This is a genomic window from Streptomyces sp. NBC_00775 (genome assembly GCF_036347135.1).
Taxonomy (GTDB): domain Bacteria; phylum Actinomycetota; class Actinomycetes; order Streptomycetales; family Streptomycetaceae; genus Streptomyces; species Streptomyces lutosisoli.
Window position 1 is genome coordinate 5,621,398 of sequence record NZ_CP108938.1, and the last position, 19,038, is coordinate 5,640,435.

Here is a 19,038-nt window from a genome sequence, read left to right on the forward strand (position 1 = left end):
CTGGTCGATTTCGATCTGGCTCAACCCCGCTCTCCCCCGCGACCGGACGCACGTCTTCGAGGAGCCGTCATGCACCACCTCTCCCCTTCCGGTCTCTCCGTCCCCGGCCCGAGCCGTCGCAGCGTGCTGCGCGGCGTCGGCGGCGCGGCCGCGCTCGCGGCGGGAATACCCCTGCTCAGCGCCTGTGGCGGCAGCACGGCGGCCAGTGACCCGAAGACCGTCACCGTCGGCTCCAACGCGTCGGACGCCGTGCCGAAGAAGGCCTTCGCCGACATCTACGCGGCCTACAAGAAGCAGTCCGGCATCACGGTCGATGTGAACACGAAGGACCACAACACCTTCCAGGAGCAGATCAACTCCTACCTCCAGGGCACGCCCGACGACGTGTTCAACTGGTTCGCCGGCTACCGCATGCAGTTCTTCGCGGCCAAGAAGCTCGCCACCCCGATCGACGACGTGTGGGAGAAGATCGGGGGCAACTTCCCCGAGGCGATGAAGAAGCTCAGCAAGGGTGAGGACGGCAAGTACTACTTCGTGCCGCTGTACACGTACCCCTGGGCGGTCTTCTACCGGAAGAGCGTCTTCAAGAAGTACGGGTACGAAGTCCCCACCACGTGGTCCGCGTTCATCGCGCTGTGCAAGCAGATGAAGAAGGACAACCTGGTCCCGATCGCCTTCGGCGACAAGGACGCCTGGCCCGCGCTCGGCACCTTCGACCAGATCAACTTCCGTACCAACGGCTACGACTTCCATGTCGAGCTGATGGCGGGCAAGGCCTCCTGGACCGACAAGCGCACCCGCGCCGCCTTCGACAACTGGGCCGAGATCCTCCCCTACCACCAGGACGGCGCCGTCGGCCGCACCTGGCAGGACGCCGCCCAGACCCTGGTGTCCAAGAAGGCCGGCATGTATCTGCTGGGCTCCTTCGTGGGCCAGCAGTTCACCAACGCTGCCGACCGCGAGGACCTCGACTTTTTCGCCTTCCCGGAGATCGACCCCACCTACGGCCAGGAGACCGTCGAGGCGCCGACCGACGGGTTCATGCTCAGCAAGAGCCCGAAGAACCAGGCGGGGGCCCTGAAGCTCCTGGAGTACCTGGGCACCCCGGCCGCCGAGCAGATCTACCTGAAGTCCGACCCGAACGTCGTCGCCGCGTCCACCAAGGCCGACACCTCCTCGTACAGCGCCCTGCAGAAGCGCGCGTACGAGATGATCAGCGGCGCCAAGAACCTCACGCAGTACATGGACCGCGACAGCCGGCCCGACTTCACCTCGACGGTGATGCAGCCCGCGCTGCAGAAGTTCGTCCGCGACCCCAAGGGCATCGACAGTCTGCTGACGTCGATCGAGCGCCAGAAGAAGACGATCTTCGCGTCCTCATGAGCAGCGACATGAACATCGATACGACGACGAAGTCCCCGGAGGCGGCCGCCGTGCCGCCTCCGGGCGCCGCGTCCCCCAAGAAGCGGGTTCCGCAGGGCCACAAGCGTCTGCTGACCCGCCGTGACCGGATCACGCTCGGCCTGATGGCCGGCGTGCCCACGGTCCTGCACGTGATCCTCGTCTGGTTCACGGCCCTCGCCTCGATCGCCCTGGCCTTCACCACCTGGGACGGCATCGGCTTCGGCTCGATCAAGTGGGTCGGGCTGCAGAACTTCAAGGAGCTGTTCAGCAGCAACCCGCAGTTCTGGCCCGCCGTCCAGCACAACGTCATCTGGTTCGTTGTGCTGATTTTGATCCCGACCCCGATCGGCCTGTTCCTGGCCGTGCAGCTGGACAAGAAGATCCGGTTCAGCCGGGTCTACCAGACCGCGTTCTTCCTGCCGGTCGTCGTGTCGATGGCCGTCATCGGCTTCGTCTGGCAGCTCGTCTACAACCCCGACACGGGCCTGATCAACAGCCTCATCGGCGCCAACAAGCCCGGCCACTACATCGACTGGATCGGCGACCCGAACCTCAACCTCTGGGCCATCCTGGTCGCCGCCTCCTGGCGGCACACCGGCTACATGATGATCCTCTACCTGGCCGGTCTGAAGGGTGTCGACCCGGCCCTGCGCGAGGCCTCCGCGCTGGACGGCGCCAACGAGTGGCAGACGTTCAAGAACGTCGTCTTCCCGACCCTGCGCCCCACCAACACGGTCGTCCTGGTCGTCACGATCATCGAGTCGCTGCGCGCCTTCGACCTGGTGTTCGTCTTCAACAAGGGCGCCCAGGGCACCGAGCTGCTCTCGATCCTGGTCACCAACAACATCATCGGCGAGTCCAGCCGCATCGGGTACGGATCGGCCATCGCCGTCGTCCTGCTCGTGATCTCGCTCGTCGTGATCATCCCGTACCTGGTGGCCACCTTCCGGAAGGAGCGGCGCGCATGAGCACCCCCACCGCCGCGCTCGGCAAGCAGCGCACCCCCGTCCGCCCGGCCCGGGTCCTGCTGCACGTGTTCCTCGTCCTCACGTCACTGGCCTGGCTCGGCCCGCTGCTGTGGGCCCTGTTCGCCGCCCTGCGGCCGTACGGCGAGACCAGCGAGAAGGGCTACGTCTCGTGGCCCGACAAGCTGAGCTTCGACAACTTCACCAACGCGTTCCAGCAGTCCGACATGCTCCACTACTTCGGCAACACGCTGCTGATCGCGATCCCGGCCGTGCTGCTGACGCTGTTCCTGTCGTCGTGCGTCGCGTTCTACGTCAGCCGCTTCGACTTCCGCGTCAACCTCTTCCTGCTGCTGGTGTTCACGGCCGGCAACCTGCTCCCGCAGCAGGTCATCATCACCCCGCTGTACCGCCTGTACCTGCTGATCGACCTGCCCGGGATCACCGTCAGCGGCAAGCTGTACGACTCCGCGCTCGGCCTGGTCCTCATCCACGTGGCGTTCCAGTCCGGGTTCTGCGCCTTCGTGCTGAGCAACTACATGCGCTCGCTGCCGCACGAGCTGACCGAGGCCGCGCTCGTCGACGGCGCCTCGGTGTGGCGGCTGTACTGGCAGATCGTGCTGCCGCTGTGCAAGCCCGCGATCGCGGCCCTGGCGACCCTGCTGTCCATCTGGATCTACAACGACTTCTTCTGGGCCATCGTGCTGATCTCCACCGGCGAGAACATGCCGATCACCTCGGCCCTGAACAACCTCTCCGGCCAGTACTTCACCGACCCCAACCTGGTCGCCGCCGGCGCCCTGCTCACCGCGATCCCGACGCTGACCGTGTACTTCGCGCTCCAGCGCCAGTTCGTCGGCGGTCTCACGCTGGGCGCCAACAAGGGCTGACGCCCTCGTACTTGAAAGAGAACCACCGTGCCCCACCCCTTCACTCCGCTCGACTCCGTGCCCGTGGACCCGCGCAGGGCCAGGGTCTACGAGGAGGGCTGGCAGTCCTGGAGCCCCAGCGGCGCCTACGCCCTCGACGCGACGCCGTACCGGCCGACCAACGACAACTGGGCGACCGTCTGCTACCGGCCAGGCGTCACCGTCCCCCACGGCACCTTCCAGGGTGAGGGCCTGCTGGCGCTCGACCCCGGCGACGGCTCGCCGGTCCGGCTGTGGGCGGCGGCCGAGCCGCTGCGGTCCGTGCCGTCCATCCGGCTGGAGATACGGGGTGACCGGGCGGAGATCAGCGCCGACGGGCCGGTGAAGTCGCTGACCGGCACCGACATCCAGTCCCTGCTGGCGGACTGGGCGGACGGCCTCGGCCTCGCCGCCCCGCGGCCGGCGCCCACCGTCTGGTGCTCCTGGTACGAGTACTTCACCGCCGTCACCGAGGACGACATCCACGAGAACCTCCGTGCGATGGACACCCTCGACCTCCCCATCGACGTCGTCCAGATCGACGACGGCTACCAGCGCGCCCTCGGCGACTGGCTCACCCTCTCCGGCCGCTTCCGCTCCCGCTCCGGCATCGCCGACACCATCCGCGCGCGGGGCCGCAGGGCGGGCATCTGGACGGCGCCGTTCCTGGTCGACCCGGGCAGCGAACTCGCCACGGCCCACCCCGACTGGCTCGTCCGGTCCCTCGACGGCACGCCCCTGCACGCGGGCCGCAACTGGGGCCACGACCTGTACGTCCTGGACACCACGCACCCGGCCGCGGCGGCCTACCTGACCGAGGTCTTCACCACCCTGCGCGCCGAGGGCTACGACTACTTCAAGGTCGACTTCCTCTACGCGGGCGCCCTGGACGGCGTACGGCACGACGGAACCGACGCCCTCACGGCGTACCGCTCCGGTATCGCCCTGATCCGCGAGGCGATCGGCCCGGACGCCTATCTGCTGGGCTGCGGTGCGCCGGTCCTCCCCTCCATCGGCCTGTTCGACGCGATGCGCGTCAGCCCCGACACGGCTCCGCACCGCCGCTCCGAGGCCGACGACTACTCCCAGCCCGGCCAGGACGCCGCCGAGTTCACCGGCGTCGGACGCCAGTGGCAGCACGGCCGTCTCTGGGTCAACGACCCCGACTGCCTGATGGCCCGCCCCGCCGTGGAGACCCGCGAACGCTGGGCGGCGCATGTGGAGGCCACCGGCGGCCTGATGGCGTCCAGCGACCGGCTGCTGTCGCTGGACGAGTGGGGCGTGACCACAACTCGACGTCTGCTGGGGGGAGTTACCCGATGAGCGGCATCCGCACTCTGTCCGTGCCCGGTATCGCGTACGGCGGCGACTACAACCCCGAGCAGTGGCCCGAGGACGTCTGGGCCGAGGACATGCGCCTGATGCGCGAGGCCGGCGTGACCATGGTCAGCGTGGGCATCTTCGCGTGGGCCCTGCTCGAACCGTCCGAGGGCGTGTACGACTTCGCCCGCATGGACCGCCTGCTCGACCTGCTGCACGAGAACGGCATCGCGGCCGACCTGGCCACCCCCACGGCAGCGCCCCCGGCGTGGTTCTTCCGCGCGCACCCCGAGGCGCTGCCCGTGGACCGCGACGGCCGCACCCTCTCGTACGGCAGCCGGCAGACCTTCTGCCCGAGCAGCCCCGCCTACCGCGAGGCCGCCCTGCGCATCGCGGGCGCCCTCGCCGAGCGGTACGCCGGCCACCCGGCGGTGGCGATGTGGCACGTCCACAACGAGTACGGCTGCCACAACGCGGAGTGCTACTGCGACACGAGCGCGGCGGCCTTCCGCGGCTGGCTCCGGGCCCGGTACTCCGACGACCTGGCGGAGCTCAACCACGCCTGGGGCACCACCTTCTGGAGCCAGTGGTACTACGACTGGGACGAGATCCTGCCGCCCCGCGCCACCGGAGCCGTCCCCAACCCGACCCACCAGCTGGACTGGCGCCGCTTCTGCTCGGACGAACTGCTGTCGCTGTACGTCGCCGAGCGGGACGTACTGCGCCGGGCGGCCCCGGCGACGCCCGCCACCACCAACTTCATGGTGATGGACAACTTCGACGCGCTGGACTACTGGCGCTGGGCGCCCGAGCTGGACGTCGTCTCCAACGACCACTATCTGATGTCCGCCGACCCCGAGTCGGAGATCGACATCGCGCTGAGCGGCGACCTGATGCGCTCGCTCGCGGGCGGCCCCTGGCTGCTGATGGAGCACTCCACGGGCGCGGTGAACTGGCAGCCCGTCAACCGCGCCAAGGGGCCGGGGGAGCTGCGCCGCAACGCCCTCGCGCATGTGGCGCACGGCGCGGACGGCATCGCCTACTTCCAGTGGCGGGCGGCCAAGGCGGGCGCCGAGCAGTGGCACTCGGCGATGCTGCCGCACGCGGGGACGGACAGCCGCATCTGGCAGGACGTCGTCGCACTGGGCCAGGACCTGAAGGCCCTGGCGGAGGTGCGCGGCAGCACGGGCACGGCGTCCGTCGCCATCGTCTGGGACTGGAACGCCCGCTGGGCCGTGGAACTGCCCTCCCAGCCGAGCGGCGAACTCCGCTTCCAGGACCTGGTCCGTGACTGGTACGAGCCGCTGTGGCGCGCGGGCGTGGCCGTGGACTTCGTACGCCCCGAAGCGGACCTGAGCGCGTACCGCCTGGTCCTGGCGCCGAGCCTGTACCTGGTGGACGACGCAGGCGCGGCGAACCTGGCCGCCTTCGCCGAACGCGGCGGCACGCTCGCCGTCGGCTTCCACAGCGGGGCGGTGGACGAGAACTGCCATGTGCGGCTGGGCGGTTACCCGGGCGCGTTCCGGGAGGTCCTCGGCGTACGGTCCGACGAACTGTTCCCGCTGCTGGCCGACGAGACGGTGGGCCTGAGCGGGGGCGGCACGGCCACGCTGTGGTCGGAGCGGGTGCGTCTCGCGGGCGCGCGGGCGGTGACCTCGTACACGGAGGGCCCGCTGACGGGCGTTCCGGCGGTCACCCGGCACACATACGGCGCGGGCACCGCCTGGTACCTGGCCACCCGCCCGGATCCGGCCACACTGGGCGCCCTGCTGACCCGGATCCGCGAGGAGGCGGGCGTCGAGCCGGTCGCGACCACCCCACTCGGCATCGAGGCGGTCCGCCGCCGGGGGCCGCACGCCGACTACCTCTTCCTGATCGACCACGGCGGCCAGGGCGCTGAGGTGCCGGTCGCCGCCGACGCGACGGAACTCCTCACCGGTAAGCCCGCTTTGGGGTCGGTGACGGTTCCGCCGGGTGGGACGGCCGTGGTACGGGAGCCGCACGGGAGCTGACCGGGGCGGTCACGGCTGTGGCGGTGGAGGCGGGCTGGTGTGCCACATGGCGAAGACCGCTTCGGTGGTGCGGCACAGGGCCCCCACCGCCCCGCGCAGTGACCGCCAGGACGCCAGCCCGACCACGACGCCGAGGGGCGCCGCCGGCCACCACCAGGCACCGAGGACCGTGAACGCGAGGCTCCAGGCGAGCGCCTCGCACGCCGCGTCGTAGGCGTCCCGGGCCTCGCTCAGCGCGGCACGGGGGGCGTCCGGCAGCGCGAGGAGCAGCCTGGTCCACTCGCTCGCGACATCGGTTCCCGTCTCGGCTCTGACGTGCGCCTCGGTGGCGCGGAACCGGTCGCCCGACCAGGTCGGGGAGCCGGGCTCGGCCGGCCCGGTACGGGCCCTGCGCGCGTCGAGCCGGTCGGCGCGCAGCTGCCGTCCGGCGGCGCGTGCGCGGACGGCCCGCCGCCCGGTCTCCTCGGGAGGCGCCCAGCGCCGTACCCGCCACGCGGTCAGCCGGCGGCCCAGCGGCATCAGCCACCAGGGCCAGGCCCCCGACGCCAGCGCGCCGATCGCGCCCCCGGCGAAGGGCACCGCGAACGCGGCTCCCACCGCCGCCACCGCGACGAGCACGAGGGACGCGACGCCGTCCCCGGACATGCCGCCGCTCCACCGCAGCGCACCGGCGATCCGTTCGCGGGCGAGCCCGAGATCGTCCCAGTGGCGCTGTCCGAGCTGCCCGCCCCCCACGATCGCCACCACGACGAACAGCACGGCGGGCAGCAGCCGGCGCAGAAACCAGCCGTCGGGTATGCGCTTCTGGAGTTCGACGAGCAGCCCCACGGCCCTCAGCCGTCCACGAGACGCATCGGCCGATCGACCAGGGCACACGCCGGAGTCTCCGGGCCCGTCGCCCCTTCGCGCAGGTCCACCCGGCCACAACGGCCCGTGGGGCAGACCCAGCCGACCGACCGCGGGGTGGGCCCGGACGGCCATACGCTAGAGCCCATCGTGATGCTCAGGCCGATCCCGCCGGGGATCCCGGCCGCCTCGACCGCGTTGTGCAGCGCGCGCACCGCGTCCCGCCACGCGGCGGTGGACGGGTCGCCGTCCCGGACGACCGCGAAGGGTGCCTCCCAGAGCGCGGGGCCGATCAGCTCGCGTACCGCGTCGACATTGCGGCACAGGTATTCGACGGCATTCTCGTAGAGCCTGCGCGCTTGCGTCCCGTCCCCCACCGCAGACTCCCTGAAAGTCCGGAGAATCACTGCCCTCTGACGTGAGATCAGATTAGTGTAATGAAGGATGACTGAGCTTCAGGATCGAGTGATCGCCCGTCTCTTAGCAGCTCAGAACGCCCGAGATCCCGCGCCGCTGCGCGGGGAGGACGCGGTGAGCGATGCGCTGGCCCTGCTGCGTGAGGCCGCGCCGTCGCCCGAGGGAACGATCGACCTCGACGGGGTCGCCGCCGTCTGCTGGACGTTCTTTCTCCGCCATCAGGGCCCCGAGGACCCGGACGCCCAGCGAAACGTGCTGATCGCGCTGAGCACGTTCGGATTCCTGTGCCCGCAGGTGCCGGCCGACGCGCAGCTTCCGCAGCCGCTGCGGGACGGCTTCGACCCTGCCGATCCGGGGCACGAGGCGCGGTTCGCCTACCTCGTGAGTTCGGCGTACGGGGAGGCTGTCGGCGACAGTCCGGCGTACGGGGATGCCGGCCGGCTGGCCGCGCTGGACCGTGCGCTCGCCTGGTCCGATACGGCGCATCAGCTCCTGCCCGAAGGCCACGACGGGTTCGTCGAGTTGGCGTTCCACAGCCTCGGGCTCCACGCGGCGCGTTTCCAGCTCGCGGCGGACCCGGACGCGCTCGCCGTCGCCGCCCGGTACGCGGGGGCGGTGTGCGAAGGGCTGGATTCCGCCGGCCCGGAGGGAGCGGAGGCGGCGGCGGTCGCCCTCGGGACCGTCCTGGACGCCGCGCGGCTGCTCGGCGAACCCCCGCTCGGCGAGGTCGAGCGGCTGGTGGCGGCGGCCCCGGAGGGCGCGCTCACCCCGGAGGGCGCCGAGGCGCTGCGCTTCCTGCGTGAGCTGGACGCCGAACCGGCCGCCTGGCCGGGGGAGATGGACCTGCGCGTCGGCTCGGTCATCGCCGACGCAGGCATACGTGAGCACGACGCGAGCCGGATCGTCTGCGGTGCCCGGCGGCTGCGCGCGGCGCTCGCCCACACCCCCGCCGACCATCCGGCCCATCCCTTCGCCACCGCCGCCCTGAGCCGGACGCTCGCGGCCTTCGCCCAGGAGCGGGGCGACGACGCGGTGGCACGGGAGGCGGCACGTGAGGCGGCCGAACTGCTCGCCACGGTCGACGTGACGCGCCTGCTGAACGGCGCCGACGCGGAAACCCTCGCCGCTTTCCCCGGAGCGGACCAGGAACTCCTCACCACCGTCCGGGGGTTGACGGAGCTGATCGAGGACGACGATCCGGGCCGCCGGCAGCAGGCGGGGCCGTTGCTCGGCCACCTCGTCGAGCAGCTCAGGGAACGCGCCCCGGGCGACGGGGAGTCCGCACCCGCCCCGGACATCGACCTCGAAATCCTCGACATGGTCAGCGTGATCATGGGGCAGTCGGGGCAGGCGGAAAACTCCAGGGACTCCAGGGACTCCAGGGACTCCAGGGACTCCAGGGACTCCAGGGACTCCAAGGACTCCAAGGACTCCAGAGATTCCAGGCGATCCGCGCACTCCGGCGTGGTCTCCGATCAACGGATCGCCCGCTACCGTGCCGCCCTGGCCGGCCTGCCCGCCGACAGCCCGCACCGTTACGCCTATGTCGCCGTGCTGGCCGCCCTCACGGGAGCGCACGCGCAGGCCCTGCGGGAGGCCGAACCCGCCAGGGCGGCCGCGCTCACGGCGGAATCCCGGTCGCTGACCGACGAGGTGGCGGCCGCCGCCCCGGACGGCTTCCTGCCGCTCGGCCTGCTGCGCCGTGGCCTCTTCGACGCCGCGCTGCCCGTCGCCATGGCGGCGATCCACGCGGACGAGCCGGACGGTGCGGAGGACCTGCGCGACCTGACCAGGCTGGTCTCCTTCGTGTCCCGCATGGACGACGTCCGGCTCGACGACCCCGATCACCTCGACGCCGACATCGTGGTCATGCGGGAACTGCTCGCGGACCTCGGCGAGGAAGACCCCTCGATACAGGCGCTGCTGGCCGGGGCGCTCGGCAGCGCGCTCTCCGCCCAGAGCTCCCAGCAGGGCGATCTCGCCCCGCTCGACGAGGCCGTCCCGCTGTTGCGTCAGGCGCGTTCGCACGCGTCCGACGCCGGTGGCGTCACCGAGGGGCTCGACGGGATCGACCGGGTCCTCGCCGGCGCGCTCACGGCCTGGTCGTTCGGGCGCTTCGACGCGGAAGGGGCGCGGGAGGCGGCGGCACTGCTCGCCGCGGCGGCTGACGGGTCATCGCCCGGCGTCGAAGCGGCGGTGGCCGAAGGGGAACTCACCGACTTCGAGGTGGAGGTGCTGTCGGCCCGTACCGAATTCACCAACGCCGTGGAGAACTACCTGATCGGCCACGAACCGGCCCAGCTCGAACGGGCCCGGGAGTTCGCGCGACGGCTCAAGGAACTCACCGGCCGAGCGGACGCCCAGGACGGGGACCGTCTGCCGGGGCTCGACGTGCTGGGCGACGCCCTGCTCAACCTGGTCGACACCTTGGGGCCCGGCGGCGGCCCCAAGCCCGACATCACCGACGAGCTGGTCGAGCAGTGCCGGAGCACGTTCGAGGCGTGTCCGGCGGGCCACCCGATGCGGCTGTTCACCGCCTCCACGTTCATGCGGGCGCTGGCCCAGCGTTCCGTCGCGGTGCGCCGCGCCGATCCGGAGCACGCGGCGCGCCTGGCGGCCGAGGCCAACGAGGTGATCAGCGGCGTCGAGGGGGAGGCACCCGACGGCTGGGCCGACACGATGCGCGTCTTCATCGGTGTCATCGGGAAAGGACGCCTGCCTCGGCTCTCCCTGCCGGACGGGCCGCCCATGACCCCCTCCCGGGCGCCGGCGAACGCCGTCGAGGCCATGATGGCGTTTCTCGGAACCCGCCTGTCCGGCAGCGCCGACCCCACCGCGCTGCGCGACCCCATGCTCCCGACGTGGTTCCGGGCGCACGGGGAACTCGGCGCCGCGGCCGGTGCGTTGGGGAGGGAGAACGGCAGTGTCGAGCTGGCCCTGTCCCACCTCGAAGCGGCCATCGAAGCCATGGCGGACGTCACCGACCGGGGAAGCGACCAGCAGTCCGCCGAGCACGGTCTGACCTCGTTCGAGGGGGACATCCGCCGGATCGTCGAGCTGATCCTCCTGACGGTCCAGGGCCGCCAGGCCGCCACCGAGGTGAGCGCCTTCGCCGACGACGTCAAAAGCGCCCTCGACGACTTCCAGACCGCCCTGCGGGAACAGCGTGTGCCGGATGCCCTGCCCGATGCCGCCGCCCTCTCCCGCAAGCTCCGTATCGTCGCGGGGCCCGACGTCGACCGCACCACCGAGCTGCTCGAACGCGGGCGCGGGCTGCTGCTGGCACGGCGGATCGAGGCCCGCGCCGACATCGGCGAAGTACGGTCGGCGCATCCCGCGCTGGCTCGCGAGTTCGAGCGGCTGACCGACCTGCTCGCCACCGAGGCCGACATACCCGACGTGCTCGGCACACCCGGCGTATCCGATCCGGCCCCCGCCGGGCACGCCGAACGGGCCCGGCTCGCGGGGCTCCGCGCGTCACGCGAACTCGACGAGCTGGTCGACCGCATCCGCGCCCAGCCGGGGTTCGACGGTTTTCTGCGCCCGCTCTCCGCCGGGCAACTGCGCCTGCTCGCGGCCGACGGTCCGATCGTCGTGCTCAACCACACCCAGGGCGCGTGCCACGCCCTCGTGGTGACGGCGGAGTCGATCACCTCCCTGCACCTCGAACCCGACGCGGACGAGATCACCGAAACGGCCCGACAACTCGGCGACGCCGTCGACGCCATCAACGCACGCGGCCGGTCGAGACCGTCCCCGGCGCAGCTCATCGCCGCCGGCGCCACGCTCTCTCGTACGCTGGCGTGGACCTGGCACAAGATCGTGCGCCCGGTGCTCGATCTGGTCGGGTCAAGCGCGCCCGTTCCCGACGAAGGCAGCTGGCCGCGCATCTGGTGGGTGCCCACGGGCGCCTTCAACGCCCTGCCGCTGCACGCGGCCCAGTGCACGCTGCCCGACTGCGCACTCGACGGCTGCGGCGCCGCGCTGGACGCCGTCGTCTCGTCGTACGTCCCCGGATTCCAGACCCTGGCGTACGCGCGCACCCGGGCCGGGCACCGCGACACCGCCGACAACGGCGGCGCCCTGCTCGTCGCGTCCCCCGAGGACGAGCTGCCCGGCGTCGCGGCGGCGGCCGGCTACGCCGCCGGACTGCTCGGCGCGCACGAGCCGCTGGTCGGTGCCGCCGCCACCCGCGAGGCCGTACTCGCCGCGCTCGGCGCCACCCCCTGGGCGCACTTCGGCTGCCACGCGGCCACCGACCCCACGGAACCCTCGGGCGCCCTGCTGCACCTGCCCAGCGGCGAGCACCTGTCCGTCCTCGAAATCTGCCGCGCCCGGCCCCGGTCGGCCCGCCTCGCCTTCCTCGCGGCCTGCGGCACCGCCCGCGCCTCCGAGCGGCTCGCCGACGAGGCCATCCACATCACCAGCGCCTTCCTCCTCGCCGGCTTCCCCACCGCCGTAGGCACCCTCTGGGAGATCGACAGCACCCACGCGGACCACGTCACCCGCGCCTTCTACGACCGCATGACAACCCCTGGCACCGACACCTCGGCCCACGCCCTGCACCACACCGTCCGAGAACTCCGCCACCGCATCCCCGACCGCCCGCATGTCTGGGCGGCGTACGTCCACGCGGGCACCTGACCGCACCGTGCGGGTGGCCCGACCCTCCAAGCGTGGTGGCCGGCACCGTTGACTCGGCCTATGGGTGACTCAGGGGTCGACTGCGCCCCCGCACACGCGTCAACTCTGTCGGGCGGGCAGCCAACGATCGAGGTAGTCGCGCAGCCCTTCCAGGTGCGTCCCGGCAGTGACGTAGCCGAAGTACCCATCAGGGCGCAGGAGCCCGTGGACCACGGTCGGCCATGGACTCTCCCCGCCGAGCCGGTGCACGCTGATCATGTCGTCGCGGCCGCACAGGGCAGAGGCGAGATGTTCATCGCTCCAGATCTCGGGAGGCCCGGACAGCAGCAGGTGCCAACCCGGTCCCGCGGTCCGTGCCTGGAGCCCGCGCGGGAGGTCGGGCAGACGGTCGCCCGGCCGCGGTCCGCGCCTCGGCGGCCGTGGGCCCACGGTGGTGGCGGGGCTGCGCCGGTAGTGAATGCCCAGCTCAGACACCGTACGGAAGACCCGCCCGCGCGGCCCGTTCGCACGCAGCGCCAATGGAGCCAGGCGCGGCGCGAGTCGCGTACGGGCGAAGCGGATGACCGGGTTGCTGCTGGTGCCGATGGTGAACGCGCGGTCGGTGAAGCGCAGCACTCTGCGGGCGACCGGGGCGCGCTCGGCCTCGTATGTCTCCAGCAGTTCCTCCGGAGCCCTTCCCTGGCAGACGAGGGCGAGTTTCCAGCCCAGGTTGAGGGCGTCCTGGATGCCGGTGTTCATGCCCTGGGCGCCTGCCGGGCTGTGGATGTGGGCCGCGTCCCCGGCGAGGAAGAAGGGCCCCGAGCGATAGCGGGCGGCCGCGCGGTTGTGGAGGCGGAAGTCGGTCATCCACACCGGGTCGCGCAACGCCAGCCGGTCGCTGGTGTACCGGTCGGTGATCTCCTGCAGGAGCCCCAGAGTCAGCTTGGTGTCCGGGGCGCCCGGCGGTCGCATCGCGAGCATCCGCCAGGTGGCCGGCGTCCCAAGGGGGAAGAAGAGCAGCACCCCTGCCCCGGTCATGTACGCGTGCACCGCCCCGGACTCCAGCCCGTCGACTTCCAGGTCGGCGAGCAGGAAGCTCTGCGGGTAGGCGTACCCCTCGAAGCCGATGCCCGCCTCGGCCCGCACCGTGCTGTGCGCACCGTCGCAGCCCACGACGTACCTCGCCGCTACGGCCTCCTCGGTGCCGTCGCCGTGCCGGAGCCGACAGCTGACGGACGAGCCCGTGCGCTCCAGACGGACCACCTCCGTGCCCCGCTCCACGTCCACGTCCCGGCCCCTCAGATGCTCCGAGAGGACGCTCTCGGTCTCCGCCTGCGAGAGGAACAGCACGAAGGGGTACGCGGTGTCAGCCAGCCCGATGTCGAACAACGGCATCTGCACCACCCGCTGCGGCAGATGCATCCTCACCCGCATCGCGGGGTTGCCGCGTCCGACCAGTTCGTCGGTCACCCCGAACGGGGCCAGCGCTTCCAGGGTGCGTGGCTGGATGGCCAGCGCGCGCGACTCGTGGACCCGGTCCAGTGAGCGGTCGACGATCCGGAAAGTGGTTCCGTAGGTCCGCAGCTGAGCGGCGAGGGCGAGCCCGGTGGGCCCCGCGCCGACCACCAGCACGTCCAGAGGAGCCGTCATGAGTCCACGGTAGTGCTCGGCCGTCTCGATGCTTCCCGTTCGCCGTACGGGCGATCATGGGGCCGAGGGCCACCGCGCCTGCTGGGCCGATGCGGATCGCACCGCTGACGCGGCCATGAGGGAGAAGGACATCAGCATGTCGGAGGACGGGCAGGAGCTGGCCGGAGCCCAGCGAGAGCACTGGCAGCGGACCTACGGCGAGCACCCCGGCATGTACGGCGAGGAGCCGTCCGAACCGGCCGTCCACGCCGCCGAGGTATTCCGGGCCGCCGGCGCCCGTGAGGTTGTGGAGCTGGGCGCCGGGCACGGCCGCGATGCCCTGTTCTTCGCCCGCGAGGGCTTCACCGTGCTGGCCACCGACTTCAGCCCGGTCGGCCTGGACCAGCTGCACGAGGCCGCCCACGCTCAAGGCGTCGCCGAACGGGTCAGCACTCACGTGCAGGACGTCCGCCGGCCGCTCCCGCTCCCGGATGCATCGGTGGACGCGGTCTTCGCTCACATGCTGCTGTGCATGGCTCTCTCCACCCGGGAAATCCACGCCCTGGTCACCGAGGTCCGCCGGGTGCTGAGGCCGGGCGGCGCGTTCGTCTACACGGTCCGGCACACCGGGGACGCGCACTACCGGGCCGGTACGGGGCACGGCGACGACATCTGGGAGCACGGCGGCTTCGCCGTCCACTTCTTCCCGCGCTCCCTGGTCGACCACCTCGCCGAAGGCTGGATCCTTCACGAGGTCCACCCCTTCGAGGAGGGCGGCCTGCCGCGCCGACTGTGGCGGGTCACGCAGACCGTGCCACGGTGACATACGTCGAAGGGCCCCACCGCGAACGGTGGGGCCCTTCGACATCGTGATGCAACCAGAATTGCAACCAGCGGGGGGCCGGTCCCTGCTCACGCCCTGTGCCAGGCGCTGAGCAATTCCTCGGGGCCGTATGCCGCCTGGAGCCCGGAACAGCTGATCCCGTTGCGGGAGACCGCCACGAGTGGAACGGGCTCGTCGGTGATCGCCGCCCGGTGCTTCTGCAGCGCGGCCAGATCGTGGCTGTCGAACGCGGAAGTCTCCAGCCACTTGACCGAGCCGAGGAAGAGCAACTGCTTGGCCACGGGCTGTCGGTCGGCGCCCACCAAGTCGATTTCGACGTCGTTGCTGCGGGTCCAGTACCCGCCGATCGCCGGGGCGGCGGGCAGGAGCCCGTCCGGCAGGAGACGGGCCAGGGATTCCCGGACCAGGGGCTCGATCGCGCGGCCCCGCCAGCTCGTCCACTGCTCCTTGATCCGGCTCAGAGTGAGATCTCCCCGCATCCGCTCGATCTCCGCCATGTGCGGATCCAGAAACGCGAGCCAGAACCGGAGGTAAGGGTCGGCCACCCGGTAGCGGCGTTCCTTCGACGGCCGCATCGAGAGTGGCAACTCGGCTGCCACCGCCCGTTTCTCGGTCAGGACATCCGTGGCTCGAGTGAGAGTGGTGTGGGCGATGCCGCCGGCGGCGCGCGCGATGTTGGTGAACGTTCGCTCCCCGCTTCCGATGGCCCGCAGCACTTCCCGGCTCATCGCCTGCGGTGGAAACTCAGCGGCCAGTGAGCGCTCGGCGGATACCAGCAGCGCCGAGATCGGGTTGTCCAGCGAGTCGCGGAGGAACTCCCAGACATCCGCTCCGGCCCGCCACTCCGCGCAGATCAGCGGGAGGCCGCCCGTGATCAGGGCGGCGTCGAAGGCGTCCGCCGGCTCAAGCCCGAGCATCTCGCCGATGTCGGCCGGGTTCAGCGGCCCCACGACCATTTCCCGGCCCCGCTGGTGGAAGGGGCGGTCGTAGCTGTTCAGCGCCTCCATCATCGACAGGTCGGATCCGACCAGGAGGAGGAGCACCGGCTTGCGGCTGAGCAGCCGGTCCCATGTGCGCTGGAGCATGCCCTCGAAGGCGTCGATGCGGTCCATGAGATACGGAACCTCATCGATGACGACGACGCTCGGGCTGTCGTCGGGCAGGACCTCCGCAAGCAGTCTGAATGCGGCGTTCCACTGTTCCGGGGCCTCCTCCGAGAACAGCCCTCGCTCCGGGAGCGTGGATCTGGCGACGGCGTCGAGCAACTCCGTCAGTTCGTCCTCCGCCGTTCCGCCCGCAGCGGTGAAGAAAAGGTACGGCGTCTCGGTGCGCCGGAGGAACTCCTCGACGAGGCTGGACTTGCCGACCCGCCGCCGCCCCCGCATGAGGATGCACTGGCCCGGCTTCGCTGACCCGACGGCATCGCCAACGGCTTGCAGGGCGTTGCGGAGCACGTTCAGCTCCCGGTCCCGTCCGATGAAACGACGCATGGGAATACCCCCGTGGGAGATAGTATCGCTGGAGATACTATCTCCATTGTTACCATCTTGCCCTACTCGGGCATGATGCTGTGGATGCGCGAGAGGGTGAAGACGCGTTCGGCGTCCCGCAGGTGGCACCAGGCTTCGAGATAGGGCGGGTCGAGCGCGAGGCGGCTGAGGGTACGTACGGTCCGGTTGCCCGAGGTGGCGACGTATTCGACGGTGATGGCCCGACCGGTGTCGATGGCATGGGCGAGCTGGCGGACATCGGTGTAGGGCAGGAGTTTCGCCCACGACGAGACGATCTCCTCGGTGTCCGTGCCGAAGGGCACCCCTCCGTCGAACGGTGCCGGATCCGGAGCATTCGGCGGGGCGGCCAGCAGTCGGGCCGCCAAGGCGCTCGGGTCGACGGCGGCCGGCGCCTTCGCCGTGACGGTGGCCGTGATCCGGAAGCTGCTCCTTCCGCTGGTGCCGCGTGGGGCCGGCACGGGAACGGCGGCCCGCCGAGGCCGGGTTCTGTCGATGCGTACCGTTCCCTCGGCCGTCTCGCCGACAGGGGCGTATCCCTCGGCTCGGAGCGCGGCGAGGGTCGCGTCGACCGGGCTGCGGCTGACCAGTACCGTCGGCGCCAGCTGTCGTAGTCCCAGCTTGGTGAGCCCCCGGTGGGCGGCGATCTCCGCCAGGAGCGCGGGCTCGTCGCCGTGGAGGACGCAGGCGGCCGGGGCGATGCGCACCCGCCCGTGGCGGCGCGCGGCGTCGGAGATCAGATACGACAGTGGCTGTGGCAGGGGCCCGGCGGCGACAGCGGCCAGCTCGGCGGTGATGTCGGTGGGGGTGCGGCCGGCGTCCAGGGCCCGGCGGATACTGCCGGCCTTGAACCGCCACACCGACGCTGTGCCGCTGGTCTCCCGGTCGGCGACGGAGTCCAGGAGCGCGGCGAGCCGCGCGGACGGTGTGCCCGTGACGACGGCGGTGAGGTCGGCGCCGATTCGGGCCGCTGAGGTGGCCGGGGGCAGCAGCCGCCGGCACGTGGTGCCCAGTTCCTGCATGTCGTCGGTCCGCAGGTGGGCGCCGAGGGGGGACAGGGCACCACGAGCGAGTACGCCGAGCAGTTCGGCCTCACGGATCGCGGCGGCGAACGGCGTTTGGTCCTGGGGCGACGACTCGGCGAGTGGACGGTGCCAGGCGATCAGCGGCCCGAGATCCGAGGCGGCCCTCAAGCCCTGACCTGTCGGGAGCAGGCCGGTTGCGGCCAACAGCCCCTCGCGAGCCTGCAGGCAGCCGTCGCAGGGCGGTGCGCCGGCGAGGGCCGGAAGCGCCTTGTTGTCCTCGTCACGAGCCCGGGTGGGGGTGAGCGGCAGGTTCCGCCATGCTCGAAGGAGTACGGCGAACTGCTCCGACGGTTCCTGTTCCGCCCAGGCCTCATAAGCGTCGGTGGATGCCATGTGATCGCCGTCCCGGCCCAGCAGCCCGGCAACGTACGCGGTCTCGAGGGTGATGCGTACGACGGCGTCTTCGGCCTGGGCGGCCTTGCCGATCCGGACCAGTTCACGTGCGCCGATCCCGCCGGACTTCAGCCGGGCCGGCGCGGCCGCCGCGCAGGCCGACAGGACGGAGACGGCGTGAGCGGCGAACGCCGTGGCCGCGGCCGACGCTTCGCGATCCACCTCTGCCGGGGTGACGGGCACCAGCGGGGCGAAAGGTGGGACGGGATGGAACGGGGCGTGCCAGGAGGGCCCGCGCAGCGCGAGCGCCACTTCGACAGGCATACGGGCCGGGCCGTAGCGATGACGGTCCTGGACCAGGAGCCCCCGGTCCAGTGCCCATTGCGTGCCCGATTCGAGGCCGGGGCCGGGAGCCCCGAACATGATGAACTCAGGCTGCCTCGCAGTGGCCTCCGCTCGGCGTTCGAGCAACTTCCGGGCCGCAGTAGGAGCCTTCGCGACCAGCGCGGCGATCTGCTCCGGGTCGCCGTGGTGTTCCACCAGAGCGACCATTCGCTGTGGCTTGGTGCCGGGAGGCTTGACTCCCAGTGCCACCAGCATGCTGCGCAGTTCGTCGGAGGTCGTGCCCGCGAGCAGCTCCTTCAGCGGAGCATCCAGCCCCAGAGGCGCGTCCCATGCCTGCCGCAGCGGTGCGGCCATGCGGAGCTTCTCCGCGCCATCCGGCCAGACCAGAGCATGATCGGCCAGTACCCCCAGCACAACGTTCAGCTCGCGAGCGGCTTCCTCGTCCGCCGCTCCCAGCAGCTTCGCCAGGGCATCACGCGACGCGGGTGCCCCCAGCGCCGCCAGTGCCTCGGCCGCCTGCAGGTACGGCAGCGCGAGCCGTGGCAGGGCCAGCGACACCGACCCGGGACGCTGAAGACGGTCCGCCAGTTCCCCCAGTGAGCGTGGCTCTGGAGGGGACACGGCGTCCTTCCGTGTCACGAGCACGCGTGCCAGTCGAGTGCCGTCGAGGCTGCCCAGCCACGTAACCAGCGTTGATCGGGACGTCATGTGGGGTGCACCTCGTCAGACCGGAGTACGAGCGCCGCAGCGTGGCCGGAGCCGGTCCGGCGCCGGGTTCAAGGATGGCGCATCCTCATGA

At 71.3% G+C, this 19,038-nt stretch carries 12 protein-coding genes; 7 read left to right on the forward strand and 5 right to left on the reverse strand.

The genetic code is table 11. The features are described from left to right. The first annotated feature begins 69 nt into the window (after positions 1-69). From OIC96_RS25055 to OIC96_RS25075, 5 genes are read left to right on the forward strand one after another with little or no spacing between them, the layout of a single operon-like run. The gene (locus OIC96_RS25055) at positions 70-1,383 is read left to right on the forward strand and encodes an ABC transporter substrate-binding protein (protein ID WP_330305689.1); all 1,314 of its coding nucleotides are present in this window, start codon (positions 70-72) and stop codon (positions 1,381-1,383) included. A gap of 8 nt (positions 1,384-1,391) precedes the next feature. Further along, positions 1,392-2,372: a carbohydrate ABC transporter permease gene (locus tag OIC96_RS25060; RefSeq protein ID WP_330310182.1), complete on the forward strand. Its 981-nt coding sequence runs from the start codon at positions 1,392-1,394 to the stop codon at positions 2,370-2,372. Beyond that, the gene (locus tag OIC96_RS25065; protein WP_330305688.1) at positions 2,369-3,259 is read left to right on the forward strand and encodes a carbohydrate ABC transporter permease; all 891 of its coding nucleotides are present in this window, start codon (positions 2,369-2,371) and stop codon (positions 3,257-3,259) included. Before OIC96_RS25060 ends, OIC96_RS25065 begins: the two co-directional genes overlap by 4 nt. A gap of 27 nt (positions 3,260-3,286) precedes the next feature. Next, positions 3,287-4,600 carry a glycoside hydrolase family 36 protein gene (locus OIC96_RS25070; RefSeq protein ID WP_330305687.1) on the forward strand — a complete coding sequence of 438 codons (1,314 nt, stop codon included), beginning with the start codon at positions 3,287-3,289 and terminating at the stop codon, positions 4,598-4,600. Next, positions 4,597-6,609, forward strand: coding sequence for a beta-galactosidase (locus tag OIC96_RS25075; protein ID WP_330305686.1), 2,013 nt, complete (start codon positions 4,597-4,599; stop codon positions 6,607-6,609). The genes OIC96_RS25070 and OIC96_RS25075 overlap by 4 nt, the downstream gene beginning before the upstream one ends. 9 nt (positions 6,610-6,618) lie before the next feature. Here the strand turns inward: OIC96_RS25075 and OIC96_RS25080 are convergent, their stop codons facing one another. Next, positions 6,619-7,437 (reverse strand): hypothetical protein, encoded by an 819-nt coding sequence (locus OIC96_RS25080; RefSeq protein WP_330305685.1) that lies wholly within the window; start codon positions 7,435-7,437, stop codon positions 6,619-6,621. 5 nt (positions 7,438-7,442) lie between these two features. Further along, on the reverse strand, positions 7,443-7,832 hold the full coding sequence (locus OIC96_RS25085; protein WP_330305684.1) for a hypothetical protein: 390 nt from the start codon (positions 7,830-7,832) through the stop codon (positions 7,443-7,445). A 154-nt stretch (positions 7,833-7,986) separates the two neighbouring features. Here OIC96_RS25085 and OIC96_RS25090 point away from each other — a divergent pair, with 154 nt between their 5' ends. After that, positions 7,987-12,516 (forward strand): CHAT domain-containing protein, encoded by a 4,530-nt coding sequence (locus tag OIC96_RS25090; RefSeq protein WP_330305683.1) that lies wholly within the window; start codon positions 7,987-7,989, stop codon positions 12,514-12,516. Positions 12,517-12,615: 99 nt separating this feature from the next. On the opposite strand, the gene OIC96_RS25095 is transcribed toward OIC96_RS25090, so the two are convergent. Then, positions 12,616-14,145 carry an FAD-dependent monooxygenase gene (locus tag OIC96_RS25095; RefSeq protein ID WP_330305682.1) on the reverse strand — a complete coding sequence of 510 codons (1,530 nt, stop codon included), beginning with the start codon at positions 14,143-14,145 and terminating at the stop codon, positions 12,616-12,618. 136 nt (positions 14,146-14,281) lie between these two features. Between OIC96_RS25095 and OIC96_RS25100 the strand changes: the two genes are divergently transcribed. Further along, on the forward strand, positions 14,282-14,947 hold the full coding sequence (locus OIC96_RS25100) for a class I SAM-dependent methyltransferase (RefSeq protein ID WP_330305681.1): 666 nt from the start codon (positions 14,282-14,284) through the stop codon (positions 14,945-14,947). Between the two features lie 89 nt (positions 14,948-15,036). On the opposite strand, the gene OIC96_RS25105 is transcribed toward OIC96_RS25100, so the two are convergent. Both OIC96_RS25105 and OIC96_RS25110 read right to left on the reverse strand, forming a co-directional pair. Beyond that, positions 15,037-16,458, reverse strand: a complete 1,422-nt coding sequence (locus OIC96_RS25105) for an ATP-binding protein (RefSeq protein ID WP_330305680.1) — start codon at positions 16,456-16,458, stop codon at positions 15,037-15,039. A gap of 62 nt (positions 16,459-16,520) precedes the next feature. Further along, the gene (locus tag OIC96_RS25110; RefSeq protein WP_330305679.1) at positions 16,521-18,947 is read right to left on the reverse strand and encodes a helicase C-terminal domain-containing protein; all 2,427 of its coding nucleotides are present in this window, start codon (positions 18,945-18,947) and stop codon (positions 16,521-16,523) included. Positions 18,948-19,038 lie beyond the last annotated feature (91 nt).

Excerpts from the sequence above, each read along its gene's own strand:
- OIC96_RS25055 (WP_330305689.1), top strand. The coding sequence starts at position 70 with ATGCACCACCTCTCCCCTTCCGGTCTCTCCGTCCCCGGCCCGAGCCGT.
- OIC96_RS25060 (WP_330310182.1), top strand. The coding sequence starts at position 1,392 with ATGAACATCGATACGACGACGAAGTCCCCGGAGGCGGCCGCCGTGCCG.
- OIC96_RS25065 (WP_330305688.1), top strand. The coding sequence starts at position 2,369 with ATGAGCACCCCCACCGCCGCGCTCGGCAAGCAGCGCACCCCCGTCCGC.
- OIC96_RS25075 (WP_330305686.1), top strand. The coding sequence starts at position 4,597 with ATGAGCGGCATCCGCACTCTGTCCGTGCCCGGTATCGCGTACGGCGGC.
- OIC96_RS25095 (WP_330305682.1), bottom strand. The coding sequence starts at position 14,145 with ATGACGGCTCCTCTGGACGTGCTGGTGGTCGGCGCGGGGCCCACCGGG.
- OIC96_RS25100 (WP_330305681.1), top strand. The coding sequence starts at position 14,282 with ATGTCGGAGGACGGGCAGGAGCTGGCCGGAGCCCAGCGAGAGCACTGG.
- OIC96_RS25105 (WP_330305680.1), bottom strand. The coding sequence starts at position 16,458 with ATGCGTCGTTTCATCGGACGGGACCGGGAGCTGAACGTGCTCCGCAAC.
- OIC96_RS25110 (WP_330305679.1), bottom strand. The coding sequence starts at position 18,947 with ATGACGTCCCGATCAACGCTGGTTACGTGGCTGGGCAGCCTCGACGGC.